Origin of the sequence: Stenotrophomonas sp. 278, from assembly GCF_003935715.1 — a bacterium.
Classification (GTDB): domain Bacteria; phylum Pseudomonadota; class Gammaproteobacteria; order Xanthomonadales; family Xanthomonadaceae; genus Stenotrophomonas; species Stenotrophomonas maltophilia_AH.
This window is the reverse complement of the sequence record NZ_RHPP01000036.1, coordinates 16,700-32,444: the sequence shown is the minus strand read 5'-3', so window position 1 is coordinate 32,444 and position 15,745 is coordinate 16,700. Positions and strand designations below refer to the sequence as shown.

Annotated in this window: 16 protein-coding genes; 13 read left to right on the top strand and 3 right to left on the bottom strand. The window is 65.3% G+C overall.

The window, feature by feature from the left end; translation table 11 throughout:
• On the bottom strand, window positions 1-425 hold a 425-nt coding region (locus EGJ34_RS08385; RefSeq protein WP_148100482.1), incomplete at its 3' end, for a transposase.
• A gap of 201 nt (window positions 426-626) precedes the next feature.
• Here EGJ34_RS08385 and EGJ34_RS08380 point away from each other — a divergent pair.
• The 4 genes from EGJ34_RS08380 (at window position 627) to EGJ34_RS08365 (ending at window position 2,942) form a co-directional block, all read left to right on the top strand.
• On the top strand, window positions 627-1,331 hold the full coding sequence (locus EGJ34_RS08380) for a hypothetical protein (RefSeq protein WP_260476938.1): 705 nt from the start codon (window positions 627-629) through the stop codon (window positions 1,329-1,331).
• The gene (locus EGJ34_RS08375) at window positions 1,315-2,076 is read left to right on the top strand and encodes a hypothetical protein (RefSeq protein WP_125360039.1); all 762 of its coding nucleotides are present in this window, start codon (window positions 1,315-1,317) and stop codon (window positions 2,074-2,076) included. Before EGJ34_RS08380 ends, EGJ34_RS08375 begins: the two co-directional genes overlap by 17 nt.
• A gap of 32 nt (window positions 2,077-2,108) precedes the next feature.
• Window positions 2,109-2,528, top strand: coding sequence for a DUF6393 family protein (locus EGJ34_RS08370; protein ID WP_125360038.1), 420 nt, complete (start codon window positions 2,109-2,111; stop codon window positions 2,526-2,528).
• 72 nt (window positions 2,529-2,600) lie between these two features.
• Window positions 2,601-2,942, top strand: a complete 342-nt coding sequence (locus EGJ34_RS08365) for a HigA family addiction module antitoxin (protein WP_125360037.1) — start codon at window positions 2,601-2,603, stop codon at window positions 2,940-2,942.
• Between the two features lie 66 nt (window positions 2,943-3,008).
• Here EGJ34_RS08365 and EGJ34_RS08360 read toward each other — a convergent pair whose 3' ends face one another.
• Complete coding sequence (locus EGJ34_RS08360) at window positions 3,009-4,529, bottom strand: retropepsin-like aspartic protease (RefSeq protein WP_185750111.1); 1,521 nt, start codon at window positions 4,527-4,529, stop codon at window positions 3,009-3,011.
• Between the two features lie 53 nt (window positions 4,530-4,582).
• Here EGJ34_RS08360 and EGJ34_RS08355 point away from each other — a divergent pair, with 53 nt between their 5' ends.
• A complete protein-coding gene (locus EGJ34_RS08355; protein WP_185750110.1) occupies window positions 4,583-4,978 on the top strand; it encodes a SymE family type I addiction module toxin in 396 nt (131 codons plus the stop codon).
• Here EGJ34_RS08355 and EGJ34_RS08350 read toward each other — a convergent pair.
• A complete protein-coding gene (locus EGJ34_RS08350) occupies window positions 4,953-5,852 on the bottom strand; it encodes an EamA family transporter (RefSeq protein WP_125360034.1) in 900 nt (299 codons plus the stop codon). The genes EGJ34_RS08355 and EGJ34_RS08350 overlap by 26 nt on opposite strands.
• 102 nt (window positions 5,853-5,954) lie before the next feature.
• Here EGJ34_RS08350 and EGJ34_RS08345 point away from each other — a divergent pair, with 102 nt between their 5' ends.
• The 8 genes from EGJ34_RS08345 (at window position 5,955) to EGJ34_RS08310 (ending at window position 15,681) form a co-directional block, all read left to right on the top strand.
• Window positions 5,955-6,407 (top strand): Lrp/AsnC family transcriptional regulator, encoded by a 453-nt coding sequence (locus tag EGJ34_RS08345; protein WP_125360033.1) that lies wholly within the window; start codon window positions 5,955-5,957, stop codon window positions 6,405-6,407.
• 96 nt (window positions 6,408-6,503) lie between these two features.
• Window positions 6,504-7,295 carry an exodeoxyribonuclease III gene (gene xth, locus EGJ34_RS08340; RefSeq protein WP_125360032.1) on the top strand — a complete coding sequence of 264 codons (792 nt, stop codon included), beginning with the start codon at window positions 6,504-6,506 and terminating at the stop codon, window positions 7,293-7,295.
• A gap of 20 nt (window positions 7,296-7,315) precedes the next feature.
• A complete protein-coding gene (locus EGJ34_RS08335; RefSeq protein ID WP_125360031.1) occupies window positions 7,316-8,071 on the top strand; it encodes an OBAP family protein in 756 nt (251 codons plus the stop codon).
• 124 nt (window positions 8,072-8,195) lie between these two features.
• Window positions 8,196-9,530, top strand: a complete 1,335-nt coding sequence (locus tag EGJ34_RS08330) for an SWIM zinc finger family protein (protein WP_125360030.1) — start codon at window positions 8,196-8,198, stop codon at window positions 9,528-9,530.
• On the top strand, window positions 9,527-11,053 hold the full coding sequence (locus tag EGJ34_RS08325) for a DUF5691 domain-containing protein (RefSeq protein WP_125360029.1): 1,527 nt from the start codon (window positions 9,527-9,529) through the stop codon (window positions 11,051-11,053). Before EGJ34_RS08330 ends, EGJ34_RS08325 begins: the two co-directional genes overlap by 4 nt.
• A gap of 28 nt (window positions 11,054-11,081) precedes the next feature.
• Window positions 11,082-12,164, top strand: a complete 1,083-nt coding sequence (locus EGJ34_RS08320; RefSeq protein ID WP_125360028.1) for an AAA family ATPase — start codon at window positions 11,082-11,084, stop codon at window positions 12,162-12,164.
• A 14-nt stretch (window positions 12,165-12,178) separates the two neighbouring features.
• Window positions 12,179-14,497, top strand: coding sequence for a DUF5682 family protein (locus EGJ34_RS08315; protein ID WP_125360027.1), 2,319 nt, complete (start codon window positions 12,179-12,181; stop codon window positions 14,495-14,497).
• The gene (locus EGJ34_RS08310; protein WP_125360026.1) at window positions 14,494-15,681 is read left to right on the top strand and encodes a VWA domain-containing protein; all 1,188 of its coding nucleotides are present in this window, start codon (window positions 14,494-14,496) and stop codon (window positions 15,679-15,681) included. The genes EGJ34_RS08315 and EGJ34_RS08310 overlap by 4 nt, the downstream gene beginning before the upstream one ends.
• Window positions 15,682-15,745 lie beyond the last annotated feature (64 nt).

Below are 15,745 nucleotides of genomic sequence, written 5' to 3'. Positions count from 1 at the left end.
TGCTCAGACAGGAACGCACGAATGTCGCGAACACTCATCCCGCGCGCGTACATGGCCACGATCTTGTCGTCAAAGCCAGTAAAGCGCCGCTCGTGCTTCGGAATCAGAATGGGCTGGAAGCTACCGTCCCGGTCCCGCGGAACGTCCAGTCGCAGGGGGCCGTCCTCAGTCAGCACGGTCTTGCTGGACGTTCCGTTTCTCTGGTTGCCGGTCGATTCCGGTCGCTCACTTCCGGGCGGGTACCCCAGGTGATGGCCCAGTTCCCCCTTCAGTGCCCGCTCAATCAAGGCCTTCTTCAGGGCTGTGGTGATGTCCAGGATCTCGCCAGCGGTCGTAGCTCCGTTGGCGAGCTGCTCAACGAGCTCGGCAGGCAGGGTGGGCAGCTGACGGGCAGCGGCCTTGGCGGTCTTCTTCTTGGGTGGCATACATGATCCTTTTCAACATGTTATGCCCGAACACAAAATTCCTGACAGTCCCCTCAAGGCTGCCGGGAACAGTCCGTTGAGTGGCCTCTGGGTGGATGACTGCAATGCGTCCGATCATGGTTGAGCTCGTCAAATTACCAACCTGTCTCAACGCCGACCCATAGGCTACCCTTCCAGGCATCTCCTCCCAGCGAGTAGTTAATGGACATGCTTCGCAATGGATGCCATATCCCCGTCGCAGTGCTGGTCGGCGTGGTAGCGCTTGCGGTCTCCGCTTGCGCCCAGCCATCAAAGAACAAGAAGGAAGAAGCTTTGCAGGACGCAGTATCCGCTGAGATCCGGCGTGAACAGGACAAGGCTGCCGCGATTTCGGATTCCCTTGTGCCGGAAGGGGCGAGCACGCCTTCTGAGTGGAAGGGCTTCCCGGCGCTCAAGCCCGGACCGGAGCTGAGCTTGGCCGAGCTCGTTGCACAGGTTCACGGCCTTGCCAAAGACCTGCGCACCTATGCCGACGCCGATCCAGAGAATGTGGCGCGAGTTCTCGGATTCGCGTTGCCCTCCGACGCTGAAGATCGTAGGCGCGGTGTGTCGGGCAAGGTTGGAAGCAGCACTTACGAATGGGCGGTATGGAAGAGGTCGCCTTCCGCTGCTGGCCACTCTGTACAGTTGGTGCTCAGTCCAGCTGAGGCGTGCCTGAGCTTCGATGCTCTGAGCAAGCCGTTGCTTGCTGATGGCTTCAGGATGTATGTGCCGACGTACGGTGATGATCGCCGGATTACGTTCGACAAGTTGGTCGATTCAGGGTTGACGCTGTATGTGGCCGCTACTGTTGACCGCCGTGATGCCCCGACTTGCGCCCGGGTCGTTATGCTCGAGCTGGAACCAAGTGATGAATCGCTCGGGTGAGCAACTCGATCTGAAAAATCGCGGAGGATGCTTGTCGATGAGAAGCAGTAAGAGGGGCCGCAACCCACGCTACGTGGCCATCGGGTCAGCGCTCATCCTCGCGCTGTCTGCCTGTGCCAAGCCGGCACCTGGCCATCAGGAGAACAACATGCAGGATGCGATGGTGACCGATATGCGGGCTGCGCAGGATCAGGCAGCTGCGTTCTCAGATGCTTCAATCCCTACTCATTCCGCGACCGTGCCGGACCTGGGTGACTACCCCGCGCTGGCTAAGGGGCCGGAGCTCACCGTAAGCAGTGTAGTGGAGCAGGTGCACGATCTTGCGAACGCACTGAAATCCCAACACGACTTTTCTGTTGATCAGGTTCAGAAGGTGCTGGCAATCGATTTGCCCCCCGATGCGTCTGCCCGACGCCGAGGGGTGCAGGGTGCGATTGGTGCAGGGTCGTACGCCTGGGCAGTTTGGAAGCCCGTTGCCACCCAGGACAGCCATCGGATTGCATTGACGCTGGTCCCGGTGGACGCTTGCTTGAGCTTGGACGCCGTTACCCATCCGCTACTGGCGGAGGGCTTCCAACTGTACACGCCGACCTCGGGAGATGATCGCCGCATTACTGTTCATAAGACTGTTGCATCCGGCGACTTGCTCTTCCTGTCGATTACGGTGGATGATCGAAACGCGCCAACCTGTGCCAGCCGTGTGACGTTCGAGATGGAGCCTCGGGATCCTCTCGTGTCCCCATGATTCATCAACGCAGGGAGTTCCGGATGCAAAGAATGGATACGAAATTCAGTGCGATGTGGTTGGCCTTGTTCGTCTGCGTCGTCGCTGGATGGATCTACGTCGATATCTTCAGCCCAGAGGCACGACAGCAGAGAGGGGAAAGACAGCAGGCACGGGAACTGCTGGATGAAGTCGTGGCCTCGGGCAAGCCCACCGGGTTCGACAAGATCGACGTGGGTGACATGCTGATCGCACGCTTTCCTGTTGGTACCCGCAAGGAAGTGGTGTTGCGGGCGTTCGAGGGGCTGAGGGGTGTATCGATCCATGACGATACCCCAGGCCAGCTTGTGGTCAGATACGACAGGGGTAGGGCGATGTTCGATGTGGACCCCAGAACCATCCGGGCGACGTTTTCCTTCGACGATAACGCTACGCTGGTTTCGGTGCGGGCCGTTCACATGAAAAACCAGTGAGAACGCGTCCGTTCCCGTCGATACACTGCGTGCTTTGATCGAAGAGGCACCCTCGATGAGCGGTGAAACGGAATGAGCAACGTCACATCGTTGTTGCCGGTGCGTCCAGGCACGTTCCTGGTAGAGAAGTACATGGTGCCGATGGGCATCTCGATCGATGAGCTGGCAACGGATCTCAGGGTGTCGCCCGCGCTTGTCGCGGACATCATTGCGGGCCGCAAGGGTGTCAGTGCTGAGACCGCCATGCGGCTTGGGCGCTACTTCCGCACTACGTATCAGTTCTGGTTCCAGATGCAGCTTGATTACGACATGCACGATGCGCGCATCAAGTACGCGGATTCGGTCGATCGGATTGAGCCGATGGAGGGGCGGAAGGTTCCACCATCTGCGGACGTACTTCGCTTCCGTCGTTAGGTCCGTTCAGGCGGGCCCGGGAGGCGTTTGGTTGTTCGCGGCAACAGCAGCCGGGCAAGCCCGGCTCTACGGGTGAGCGCGCGACGCTGCTTCAACGGCCGCATCAGCCGCAGCCGCTGCCTTGTCAGCTTCACGTTCGATCTCTTCGTTCAGCGCCTTGAACAACGCGGTTTCCTCGGGCACCTGCCGCTTGCTGTGCAGGCAGCCGCGTCCGCCGCCCACGTCGACATAGAAGTCGAACTGCCGACGCAGACCGTAACCCAGCTTCCAGGAGATCGGGTACACCATGCCCGGCTGGTCAACCAGTTGGGTGGGTACGTTGACCGTGGCACCGTTGAAGGTGACCGGTGCGGTCGCCTCTGCATAGGTGACCTGGTTGACGCCGTGCATGGTGAGTCGTTGCTTCTCGACCAGGGCGCTCTTGGGATAGTCCGCAAGGCTCACGCCCGACATCTCCAGTGGCAGGTCGGTACCGGTATCCAGCAGGACCAGTTCATCGCGCTTGCCAATGCGCATTGGCACGCGCAGCGAGTTCTGGGTGCCCCACAGCGAAGAGGTAAACGAGGCGGGCTGCTGGCAGACCGTCCGCGGAACGCTGGCAAGGGTTTCCAGGTGCCCATCTTTCAGCACAAACGGGCCCAACCGCTGAAGCAGGTCGAGTCCGAGGATGACGAACGGAACGTCATCGGTCACGGTGAAGGAAACGTCGCGCAGCAGAACATCGCCCAGCCGGACGTCCACAGGAGCGGCCAGACCGATCAGGACCGGATGGTCCGGCTTGGTGGTGTCATACCCGAAGCCGTCCGTAACGCTCAGGCCCATGGCCTGCGCGGCCTTGCGGCTGATGTGGGAGCGCGATGCGCCTGTGTCGACGATGAAGTCGGTATCAATGTTGCGCTTCCTGCCGTCGGTACCGCCTTCCAGTTTCCCGGCAATCACAGGAACCCCCGCGCGATCGGAGACCGGGAAGCGCGTGCCAGCGGCGACGGGCTCTGCCAGAACTCCCGACTCCGGAACGGTCAGGAATCGCTCGAAGGCCGGCCGGCTCAGCGTCTCCACGTCGTCGCCCGGAGGCAACGTCGGAGCGATGTGTTTCCGGAAGATGTCCCGCACCAGCAGCATCTCCTTCGCCCACCCTGCCACATCTCCGGCGAGCAGGCGGTTGCCGGCTCGCAGGCTGCGACAGAGATACATCACGCCCTGAGTCGGCACAGCCTTCACCGCAGGGTCGGCGATGCAGGTGTCGGCCCATTTATCGGACTGCTGCAGGTCGCCGCGAACCCGGTAATACCCGGCACGCGCCGCGAGGCGGGCGGGTCCCTTGGTCTTGCCCACGCGTTCCAATGCGTCGAGGTTACCTTGCATCACCGCAAGGGTAATGCCGTCGCTGTCCTCGGCCACGACATCCCGCGCGGCCGCCGGGGCGGAGATCGATGAGGCGACCATGGCGGTAATCAGCCATGGGGCCAGGAACAGTGCAGGTGATTTCATCTGAAGTCCTTTCACATCACGGTAGTCCATGTGCCGCAGCGTATCAGGTGACCGGCAGCGCGCAACTGCGGCGGACTGCACAATGATGCCGATCACGCCACCCCAGCCTTGTTTGTGGAGCCGTAGCGGTGCGCAGGATGTGCAGGGGTTTGCGTCATTGGCGTCATGAGCGAGTTTTTGTAGTTCATCTGCGGGTACCGTCGCAGATGCATGTGAAATCTCAGGAAAGAGAGGCTGTGATGCGGCAGCAGGGAGAAGGTGTACGGGTGACAGATGATGCGCGCGTGCTGGCGACCGTCGGTGCATCACGTGATGCGAATGACCTCGACCAGTGCGTGCCCATGATCGTGCTGCGTGGCCGATGGCTGAGTCGCATGGGTTTCCATCCCGGCGTCCGGTTGCGGATTGCAGCGAGCCATGGGCGCATCGTGATCACGTTGCTGGACCCGCCTGAGCCACCGCCACCCGCAATGCCGGTGAACTTCCGGAAGTATCAGCGCGAGCGCCCGCGCCGTGTGCTCAAGCAGATCGATCACCCGCCGTAGTGGCGTGATGACGCACAGGTCTTGCGCTCAAACCGTGCCCGCCTACTGCAACCACGATCAAAGCCACAGCCATCCACTGCCGCGCACTTAGTTGCTCACCCAGCAGCCACCAGCCGATCAGTGCACTGACGGCGGGAGCCGTGGCTATCAGTACGCCCATTGTGGACACCGACAGCCGTCGCATGGCCCACATTTCCAGTGCATACGGAATCACACTGGACAGCACCGCCACGGCCAGACCGGCCAACACAATCCCCGGCGTGAATACAGATGTCAGGTCGGGCCCGACGGCCAGCGGTATGGCAAGTGCGGCAGCGGCGACCATGCCCCACGAGACCGCGTCCACACCCTGCAGATGCGAGGCGCGTTTGCCGGTGATGATGTAGAGCGCCCACGCGACGGCGGCCCCCGCGGCGCAGGCCACACCCGTTGGATCCAACGCGCTGTCCGTGGCGTCTCCCAAGGGCAGCAACAGCAACAAGCCGCCCAACGCCACGCCCGACCAGATCAACCCAAGCGCACTTCGCGCGCCGAATGCGCCCACGGCCAGCGGGCCCAGAATCTCAATGGCCACCGCAACCCCGAGGGGAATGCGCGCGAACGCCTGGTAGATGAGGATGTTCATGCCGCCCAGCATCAGACCGTACACCGCTACGGCCGGCCATTGCGTGTGGTCAGGGCGGTGTCGCCAGGCGCGGCGTATCAGCACCAGAATCAGTGCCGAAAGGCCAATTCGCAGTGCGCTGGTGGCCTCCGGACCGATTACGACGAACAGATGTTTGGCATGGCTCGCACCGATGTTCTGGACAACCAGCGAGATCATTACCGCGAGCAGGGCCGGGTGGGAGAAGGAGGGGGCGAGTGATGGCTTCATGACGGGAAATGGTAGGCTCGCCGCCGCCAGCGAAATTCGCAGATCCGCACCCGTTCGCGGGTGAAATCTTTAAATCTGGGCGGGAAATCGAGGAACTGCACCATGGACAAATTCGACCGCGCCATTCTCGACATTCTGCAGCGGGACAACCGTACGCCGCAGCGGCTGATCGCCGAACAGGTGAGCCTGTCCCCGGCCGCCGTGCAGCGGCGCGTGGCTGCCCTGGAAGCGGCAGGTGTCATTGAGCAGAACATCGCGGTGGTGGACCCCAAGGCTGTGGGGGCGCGGGTGACCGTGGTGGTGGAGGTGCACCTGATCAACGACCAGTCCGCTGTGGTGCGCGCGGTCAAAGCACAGTTCCGCGCCGTTCCGGAAGTCCAGCAGTGTTACCACGTCACCGGCAATGGCGGGCTCATTCTCATCATCCTGCTGCCGGACTTTGAATCCTATGAAACCTTGTCGACCCGGTTGTTCGCCGACAATAACCTCGTGGCCAGTTTCCGCAGCCTGCCCGTGCTGGACCGGGTGAAGGTCGGACTCACCGTGAGCACCTAGTCCGTCCCGGACCAGCCACGCGCCGTTCATTCTCCCGTCGCGTTCCGACCACGGCTGTCCGGGCAGGCTGTGATCAGTTGATCGGCGTGGAGTGTCATGGCACGCAGCAAGCGCCTGAAAGTCGCCACCTTCAATGTAAACGGCATCGGCACCCGCCTGCCGCATCTGCTGGCGTGGCTGGAAAGGGAAAAGCCGGACGTCGTGGCGCTGCAGGAGCTGAAGGCGCTGGATGATGCGTTCCCGGCGCAGGCGCTGGACGAAGCGGGCTACGGGGCCCTGTGGCAGGGACAGCATCGCTGGAACGGCGTTGCCTTGCTTGCGCGCGGTGCCGTACCGGTGGAAAGCCGGCGCGGGCTGCCAGGCGATCGCACCGATACGCAGAGCCGGTATCTGGAAGCCGCTGTCCACGGCATCGTGGTGGCAGCGCTGTACCTGCCCAACGGCAATCCGCGACCAGGGCCCAAGTTCGAGTACAAGTTGAAGTGGATGAAGCGGCTGGCCAGGCATGCCCGCACTCTGGTGGACCTGCCGCATCCGGTGGTGATGCTGGGTGACTTCAATGTCATTCCAGCCGAAGAGGATGTATTCGACCCCGCGCGCTTCAGCGACGATGCGCTGTTCCATCCGGACGTCCGTGAAGCCTTCGAATCACTATTGAAGCAGGGTTGGGTCGACAGCCTCCGGCAGCTGCATCCACAGCGTCGCATCTACACCTTCTGGGACTATTTCCGCCAGCACGCCGAGCGTGATCGGGGCATGCGCATAGATCATCTTCTGTTAAACCCGGTCCTGGCCAAACGGCTGAAGGCAGCCGGTGTCGACCGCTGGGTGCGGCTGCAGGAAAAGGCCAGCGACCATGCGCCGACCTGGATCGAACTCGCACCGTGAACAGCCTGAAGGAGACCGTCATGACCCGCCCCATCCTCGTCGCCGCAGCCGCTTTGATCCTCGCATCGACTGTATCTGCATGTGGCGGCGGTCAGACCGATTCACCGGTTGAAGCCCCGGGGAAAAGTGAGAGCGCCAAGACCCGTGCACTCGATGCAGGTGCGGCGATGATCCAGGACAGGCCCCCTGTCGAGGCACTGAACGCCTATCTCGATGGATTCCACTTCTACAACGGCGCGATGGAAGCGCAGATGGAAGCGCACCACTACTGTTCGGTGCTGAACGACGACGTGATCCAGTGTGTCATCTACGACGGGAGCGTGAGCGACGCCAAGCTCATGGGCGTGGAATACATCGTCAGTGCGGCAGTGTTCGAAAAGCTCCCGCCGCAGGAAAAGGCGCTCTGGCACAGTCACGTGCATGAGGTGAAGTCGGGTGCGCTGATTGCCCCGGGTCTGCCCGATGTGGCGGAGAAGGCGTTGATGACCAAGCTGGTGGGCACCTACGGCAAGACCTGGCATACGTGGCACACCGACCGGGATTTGACCCTGCCGCTCGGCGCACCGCAGCTGATGATGGGGTTCACCCGGGACGGGCAGCTGGATCCCGGGCTCCTGGCCCAACGCAACCATCGCCTGGACGTGGACGCGGCGGCCAAGCGCGCCGAGCGCGCCGACATCCCCACCCCGACCATCGATCCGGAAGCCGACGCCTGGCAACAGGGCAGGGTGCTGCAGTTGCAGGATCCGACCGGGCAGACGCACCACGCGCGATGAGGTGCTGCCGGGCGCTGCCCGGCAGCTTCGGCACGTCAATCCGAACCGTGTGTCGTTGGATTGACCGCACAATCTGTCACCCAACCTCGGCTATCATCAGACCCAATCTGATGTGAGTACGGATATGGAAGTGCGACTCACGCGCGAGCAGGTGCTCGCGCTTGCACCTGATGCTGCGTCAAGCAAAGCCGGCGCGGGGCTGGCCACCGATGGCAAATGGGGCCTGCTCGGGGCCGATGCCGAAGCCTTGTGGGGCGAATGCCAGGGCAGTGGTTCCAAGCCCTACCAGACCCAGGTCGACCTGGCCGGGCTGGTCAGCCGCTGCTCCTGCCCCAGCCGGAAATTTCCCTGCAAGCATGGTCTGGCCCTGCTGCTTCTATATGCGGCGGGCAATCCGCGCTGTGTGCCGGGCACGCGTCCGGCCTGGGTGGATGAGTGGATGCAGGGTCGTCGCGACCGTGCCGCACGCAAGGAAGCGGCCGCTGAAGCCGCCGCCAACGCGCCGCCGCCGGATCCGCAGGTGCAGGCCGCCGCCGCCGCCAAGCGCGAAGCCTCGCGCTGGTCGAAGATGGAAGCGGGCGCGGGTGAGTTGCAGCGATGGATCGCCGACCAGTTCCGCCAGGGGCTGGCCAATCTGGGCAATGGATTCGAGCAGGACGCGCAGCGCATGAGCGCGCGCATGGTCGATGCGCAGGCCCCCGGACTCGCCGCGCTGCTGGACCACGCTGTGTCCGGCGGCGGGCGCGATCTCCCTTCGCTCGCACGCCTGGGCGAGCGCCTGGGCCTGCTGCAGCTGCTGACCCAGGCGGTGCCGCGAGTGGAGAGTTTCAGCGCGGCACGCCAGGCCGACCTGCGCGCCGCGCTGGGCTGGCCGGTTGACCGTGAGACGGTGCTGCGCGAAGGCGAGGCCTTGCAGGATGCCTGGTTCGTGCAGGGCCAGCAGCTGATTGAACACCCCGGCAACCTCACCGAGCGCCGCGTGTGGCTGCATGGTGTGGCAAGCGGGCGCGCCGCGCTGCTGCAGGATTACAGTCACGGCGGCCGCGGCTGGGACCAGCAGTGGCGCACCGGCTACAGCCATTCCGGCACCGTGCATTTCCATGCCGGCACAGTGCCGCTGCGCGCCGTGGCCAGTGAGGTGCAAGGCGGTACCGCGTCTGCGGTACCCGCTGACGACACCTTTGACGTCGCCGCGCAGGCCTGCGCTGACAACCCGTGGTTGCCGCAGGTGCCCATGCGCCTGAGCGCCGTCACCGTTGCCCACGACGGGCAGCGCTGCTGGCTGCAGCACGGCGAGGGCACGCTGGCATTGCAGCTCGCTCCGATGCCGGGCTGGTCGCTGATGGCCTTTGCCGGCGGCCACCCGCTGTGCCTGATGGGCGAGTGGGACGGACAGGTGCTGCACCCGTTGTCGGCATGGAACGCACAGGGCGAGCAGTGGGAAAGGAGCAGTGCATGAACGACGCCTGGTTGAAGCCGGCCCTGTTGGGTATCGACCGCCCGCAGGCGATTTCGATGGAAGGACCCGTCGGCGAGGTGCTGGCCGTCCTGGCCACACAGGAAGATGCCGCACTGGGCTACAGCCAGCAGGTCGGCGTGCTCGCCGCCTGCCAGCGCGCCGCGATGCGACTGGCCGCTCCAGTAGCCGCGCCGGCACCCGCAGCACCGGATGCCGCAGTCCTTCCGGCGGACCACCGCTGGAGCCCACTGCTGAAATCACTGTTCACCGGAGGCCAGCCGTCGCCGTGGGTGAAGCGCGTCCGGCATGAGGCCTGCCTGCAACTCGCCACGCGTGAACGACACCTGCCAGTAGCAGCGCTGCCGCACGCGCTGGAAGCTGGTGCACGAATGACCGTGTTGCGCCCGCACCTGCGCGGCGTGCTGGGTGAGCGTGGGCGCTGGCTTGCCGCGCGCAATACGGATTGGGCCTATGCCGTCGACGCCGCTGCCGAGGGTAACGACCCCGCCGAGCTGGAGCGGGCCTGGCAGGAAGGCAGCGCCGATGTGCGCCTGCAGGCGTTCCAGCAGCTGCGCACCCAGGATGCCGGTCAGGCGCGTGTGCGCCTGCAGGAAAGCCTGAAGACGCTTTCCGCGCGCGAGCGCGTCGACCTGGTCACCGCGTTGCAGCCGCAGCTCGGGGAGGCCGATGCCGACCTGCTGCAGCCGCTGCTCAAAGACCGCAGCCGCGAAGTCCGCCAGCGGGTGGGGCCGATGCTGGCGCAGTTGCCGGGCACCGCGCACGCACAGTACCTGCAGGCGCAGATGCAGACGCTGCTGCAGGAGCAGCGCGGCGGTCTGCTCGGACGCAAGGCGTGGGTACTGGCCGCGCCGGATGCGGCGCAGCCGGAGTGGGCGGACGTGGCCATCGACCCCAAACGACCGAACGGTGAATCACTGGGCGAGCGTGCCTGGTGGCTGTATCAGCTGGCCCGCCAGCTGCCGCTCGCCTGGTGGGAACATACCCTGGCGCAGCCGCCGGCGGAGCTGCTGGACTGGGCGCGCGGCACCGACTGGTACGACGCGCTGCTGCGCGCATGGCTGGAACGTGTCGATGCCAGCACCCCGCAATGGGTGGAGGCGCTGATCGGCCTCGACAGGCTGCGCCCCCGCCTGGGCGAGCTGATGGCGCTGCTGCCGCCTGACCAGCGCGAACGGCATTGGCCGGCCACTGCACGCGAACTGCACGAACATCGCCTGCTGAGCGACGTGCTGGGCAGCACCGCGCCCGGGCAGACGCTCAGTGAAGCCTACTCGCGGCGTCTGGCCGCCGGCATCGGCGCGCAGCTGGGCGACGAAGCCCTCCGCTACGACTACTACCTGCGCGACGTACTGCTGGAGCTGCTTGCCGTCCTGCACCCGGCCGTGCTGGCCGAGGTGCGTGTGGCGGACGCCGCCGCCAACGCCACCGACGCCATGCTCGATTGCGTGCAGCAGGCGCATCAGCTGCTGGCCCTGCGCCAGACCCTGCATTCCCCCCTTTGATCCTGACCGCCTTATCACTGGAGCCCTCATGAGCACTGCCGTCCTGCGCCAGCACGCCGAACACCAATACGCCGAGGAACTGGAGGAACTGCGCCGCCAGGACAACCGCCAGCGGCCGGCCAACTGGACCATGTCGCCATGGGCGGTGGTGACCTATCTGGTCGGGGGCACGCTGGAAAACGGCTTCGTGGTCAGCCCAAAGTACATCGGCGAGCGCCGCCTGATGGAAGTGGCCGTGGCCACCATCGCCACCGACCGCGCGCTGCTGCTGTTCGGGGTGCCGGGCACCGCCAAGTCGTGGGTGTCCGAGCACATGACCGCCGCGATCAGCGGCGACTCCACCCTGCTCGTGCAGGGTACCGCGGGCACCAGTGAAGAACAGATCCGCTACGGCTGGAACTATGCGCAGCTGCTGGCCAATGGCCCCAGCGAAAAGGCACTGGTGCCCAGCCCGCTGATGAACGCGATGCGCCTGGGCAAGATCGCGCGCATTGAAGAACTCACCCGTATTCCGGCCGACGTGCAGGATGCGCTGATCACGGTGCTTTCGGAGAAGACCCTGCCGGTGCCGGAACTCGGCAGCGAAGTGCAGGCGGTTCGCGGCTTCAGCGTGATTGCCACCGCCAACAACCGCGACAAGGGCGTGAACGAACTGTCCAGCGCACTCAAGCGCCGCTTCAACACCGTGATCCTGCCGGTGCCGAACAGCGAAGAGGACGAAGTGGCGATCGTGCTCAAGCGTGTCGGTGAAATGGGCGTGGCGCTGGACCTGCCGGCCGAGCCGCCGGCGCTGCAGGAAGTGGCGCGCGTGGTGCGCATTTTCCGCGAACTGCGCAATGGCGTGACCGAGGACGGCAAGGCCAAGCTCAAGAGTCCCACCGCCACGCTGTCCACCGCCGAAGCGATCTCGGTGATCAACAATGGCATGGCGCTGGCCGGTCACTTCGGCGATGGCGTGCTGCGCCCGGCCGACATGGCCGCCGGCATGATCGGTGCCATCGTCAAAGACCCGGTGCAGGACGCGCTGGTGTGGAAGGAGTATCTGGAAACCGTGGTCAAGGAACGCGATGACTGGAAAGACCTGTACCGCGCCTTCCGCGAACACGTCTGAGCGGACCTGCGTCGATGAGTGACGGCATTTCCCTGTTCGGCATACGCCATCATGGCCCGGGCTGTGCACGCAGCCTGCTGGCCGCGCTGGAAGCGCAGCCGCCGCAGTGCCTGCTGATTGAAGGCCCGGCCGGTACCGAGGCGCTGCTCGCGCACGTGCTGGAAGCCGGCATGCAGCCGCCGGTGGCACTGCTGTCCTACAGCGTGGACGACCCGCAGCTGGCGGTGTTCCACCCCTACGCGTTGTACTCGCCGGAATGGCAGGCGATGTGCTGGGCGCTGCAGCGCAATGTGCCGGTGCGCTTCATGGACGTACCTCCGCCGCTCACCCTGGAGTGGCAGGCACAGGCCCGTGCCGCCCACCAGGCAGAGCCCGAGGGCGACACGGCGCTGCCGATCGACGAAAGCGCGGCGTTGCCCGATGTCGAGGTTGCTGACAAGGAAGCGCCGGCCCTGGAAGAGCGCCCCGCCGACCCGCTGGATTGGCTGGCGCGTGCCGCCGGCCACGCCGACGGCGAGACCTGGTGGAACAACATGGTGGAAGAGCGCGGCGAAGGCGAGGGCCTGTTCCAGGCCATTGCCGAGGCCATGACCGCTGTGCGTGAAAACACGCCGCCGCTGAGCGGGCGACGTGGTGAACACGAAGCGGTCCGCGAGGCGCACATGCGTGCGGCACTGCGCGCAGCCAGCAAGGAATTCGGGCACGTGGCGGTGGTGTGTGGTGCCTGGCACGTGCCGGCACTGCAACCAGAGGCGCTCCGTGCCAACAGCGCCGCCGCCGACAACCGGCTGCTGAAGGGCATGCCCAAGCGCGGCACCCAGAGCACCTGGGTGCCGTGGACCTACCGTCATCTCAGCAGCGCCAGTGGTTACGGGGCCGGTGTGGACGCACCCGGCTGGTACGACCACCTGTGGCGCAACGCCGGCCAGCATGCGCAGCGCGCCGTGGGCTGGTACGCCCGGGTGGGGCGTCTGCTACGCGAGCACGGGCTGGATTGTTCACCGGCGCACCTGATCGAAGCCACGCGCCTGGCCGACACCCTGGCCGCACTGCGCGAGCATCCGGCCCCCGGCCTGGACGATATTGCCGAAGCCAGCCGTGCGGTCATCTGCAATGGCGACGATGCGCCCATGCAGCTGATCCGCGAACGCCTGATGGTGGGCGATGCGCTGGGCCAGGTGCCCGAGAGCGTTCCAGTGGTGCCGCTGCAGCGTGACCTGGAAGCCCAGCAGAAGCGGCTGCGGCTCAAACCCGAAGCGCTGGAAAAGACGCTCAATCTGGACCTGCGCAAGGACAACGACCTGGCGCGAAGTCATCTGCTGCACCGCCTGCAGTTGCTGGGCATCGAATGGGGGCAGCTGTCGCGCACCGGCCACTCGGCGCGCGGCACCTTCCACGAGATGTGGCGACTGGCCTGGCAGCCGCAGTTCCTGGTCGACCTGGTGGAGGCCAGCCGGCACGGGCAGACCCTGGTGGATGCAGCGTCCAGCAAGGCGGTCAGCGAGGCGCGCACGGCCAGAGATCTTCCGGCCTTGTCCGAGCTGGTGAACCACGTGCTGCTGGCGGACCTGCCGCAGGCGGTGCGCAGCATCGCCGCTGAGCTGGAGGCGCGTGCGGCCACCCAGGCCGATCCGCTGGCGCTGCTGGGCGCGCTGCCGCCCTTGGCGAACATGCATCGCTACGGCAACGTGCGCCAGACCGAAGGCGTACAGGTGGCACATGTGTTCGACAGCATGCTTGAGCGCGCCGTCATTGGTCTGAGCCTGGCCTTGTCCAGTCTCGACGAGGCACACGCCGAGCAGGCCCGCAACGTGGTACTGGAGGCCGACCGCGCCATCGGTCTGCGCAACGACGCCGCCGGCAGCGAAAACTGGCAGAAGGCGCTGCAGCGCGTTGCCCTGTCGCCTTCCTGCAGCGCCTTGCTGCGCGGCGTGTCGCTGCGGCTGTTGTTTGATGCCCGGGTACTGTCGACCGAGATGGTCCACATCCAGTTGCAGCAGCAGTTGTCACCGGGTGCTGAACCGCTGCAGGCGGCGCAGTGGCTGGACGGTTTCCTCAACCGCAACGCCACCGTGCTGCTGCACGACGACGCGGTGTGGCAGATGATCGATGCCTGGGTGGTCGCGCTGGATGAAGAGCAACTTGTGCGCGCGCTGCCGCTGGTGCGACGTACGTTTGCCGCGTTCGAAGCGGCTGACCGGCGTGACCTGGGGACCCGGGTGAAACGGGCTCCGATGCAGGCGTCCGTGGCCGCGCCGGCCCCCGACTGGAACGTGGCCCGCGCCGAGCGCGCGCTGCCGATGCTGCGCGAACTGCTGGGACTGCCCGCATGACCGATATCACCGAAGAGCAGGGCGTGCTGCCGCCCACCACCCGTGAACAGCGCTGGCGCATGATCCTTGGCCAGGAGGCGGAGGCCAGCTGTGGTGCGCTGCCCAAGCCGCTGCAGGGCATCGATCAGGCGCTGGCGGCGCTGTATGAGCCCGATGGTGCGGGCGGGCTGGGACGGCGCGGTGGCCGCGGCGCGTCCTCGCCGAACGTGGCGCGCTGGCTGGGCGACATCCGCCGTTACTTCCCTTCTTCCGTGGTCCAGGTAATGCAGCGCGACGCCCTGCAGCGTCTGGACCTGACCCAGATGCTGCTGGAAAAGGAAATGCTGGAGCAGGTGCAGCCCGATGTGCATCTGGTGGCCAGCCTGATTGGCCTGAGCCAGGTCATTCCCAGTGAGACCAAGGAGACCGCGCGCATGGTCGTGCGCCAGGTGGTGGACGACCTGCTGCGCCAGCTGGAGGAGCCGATGCGCTCGGCGGTGAGTGGCGCGCTGGACCGCGCCCGCCGCAACCGCCGCCCGCGCCTGGCCGAGATCGACTGGCATCGCACCATTCGCAGCAACCTGCGGCATTGGCAGCCCGAGCTGCGTACAGTGGTGCCACAGGAACTGGTGGGTTATGGCCGCAAGGCACGTAAACCCCAGCGCGAGGTACTGCTGTGCATTGACCAGAGCGGCTCGATGGCCGCCTCGGTGGTGTACTCCAGCATCTTCGGTGCGGTGATGGCCTCGCTGCCGGCGGTGTCGACCCGGCTGGTGGTGTTCGACACCGAGGTGGTGGACATGAGCGAGCAGCTGGATGACCCGGTGGATCTGCTGTTCGGCGTGCAGCTGGGCGGCGGCACCGACATCCATCGTGCCGTGACCTACTGCCAGAGCCTCATCCGCGAGCCGCACAACGCCATTCTGGTGCTCATCTCCGACCTGTACGAAGGCGGCCTGGAAGATCGCCTGCTGGCGCGCGCGAAAGAACTGCTGGAAGCTGGCGTGCAGTTCATCGTGCTGCTGGCGCTGAGCGACGAAGGCACCCCCTCATACGACCACGCGCTGGCCGCGCGCCTGGCGGCGCTGGGCGTGCCGTCGTTCGCCTGTACGCCGGACGCGTTCCCGGGCCTGATGGCGGCCGCCATCCGTCGCGACGACATCAACCAGTGGGCCGGCGGACAAGGCCTGCTGACAACAAGGTGATGCGCAGGCCGCCTGCTTTACATCTCGCTGATTGAATTTATAATCAACCGGATGGTTAAAAATG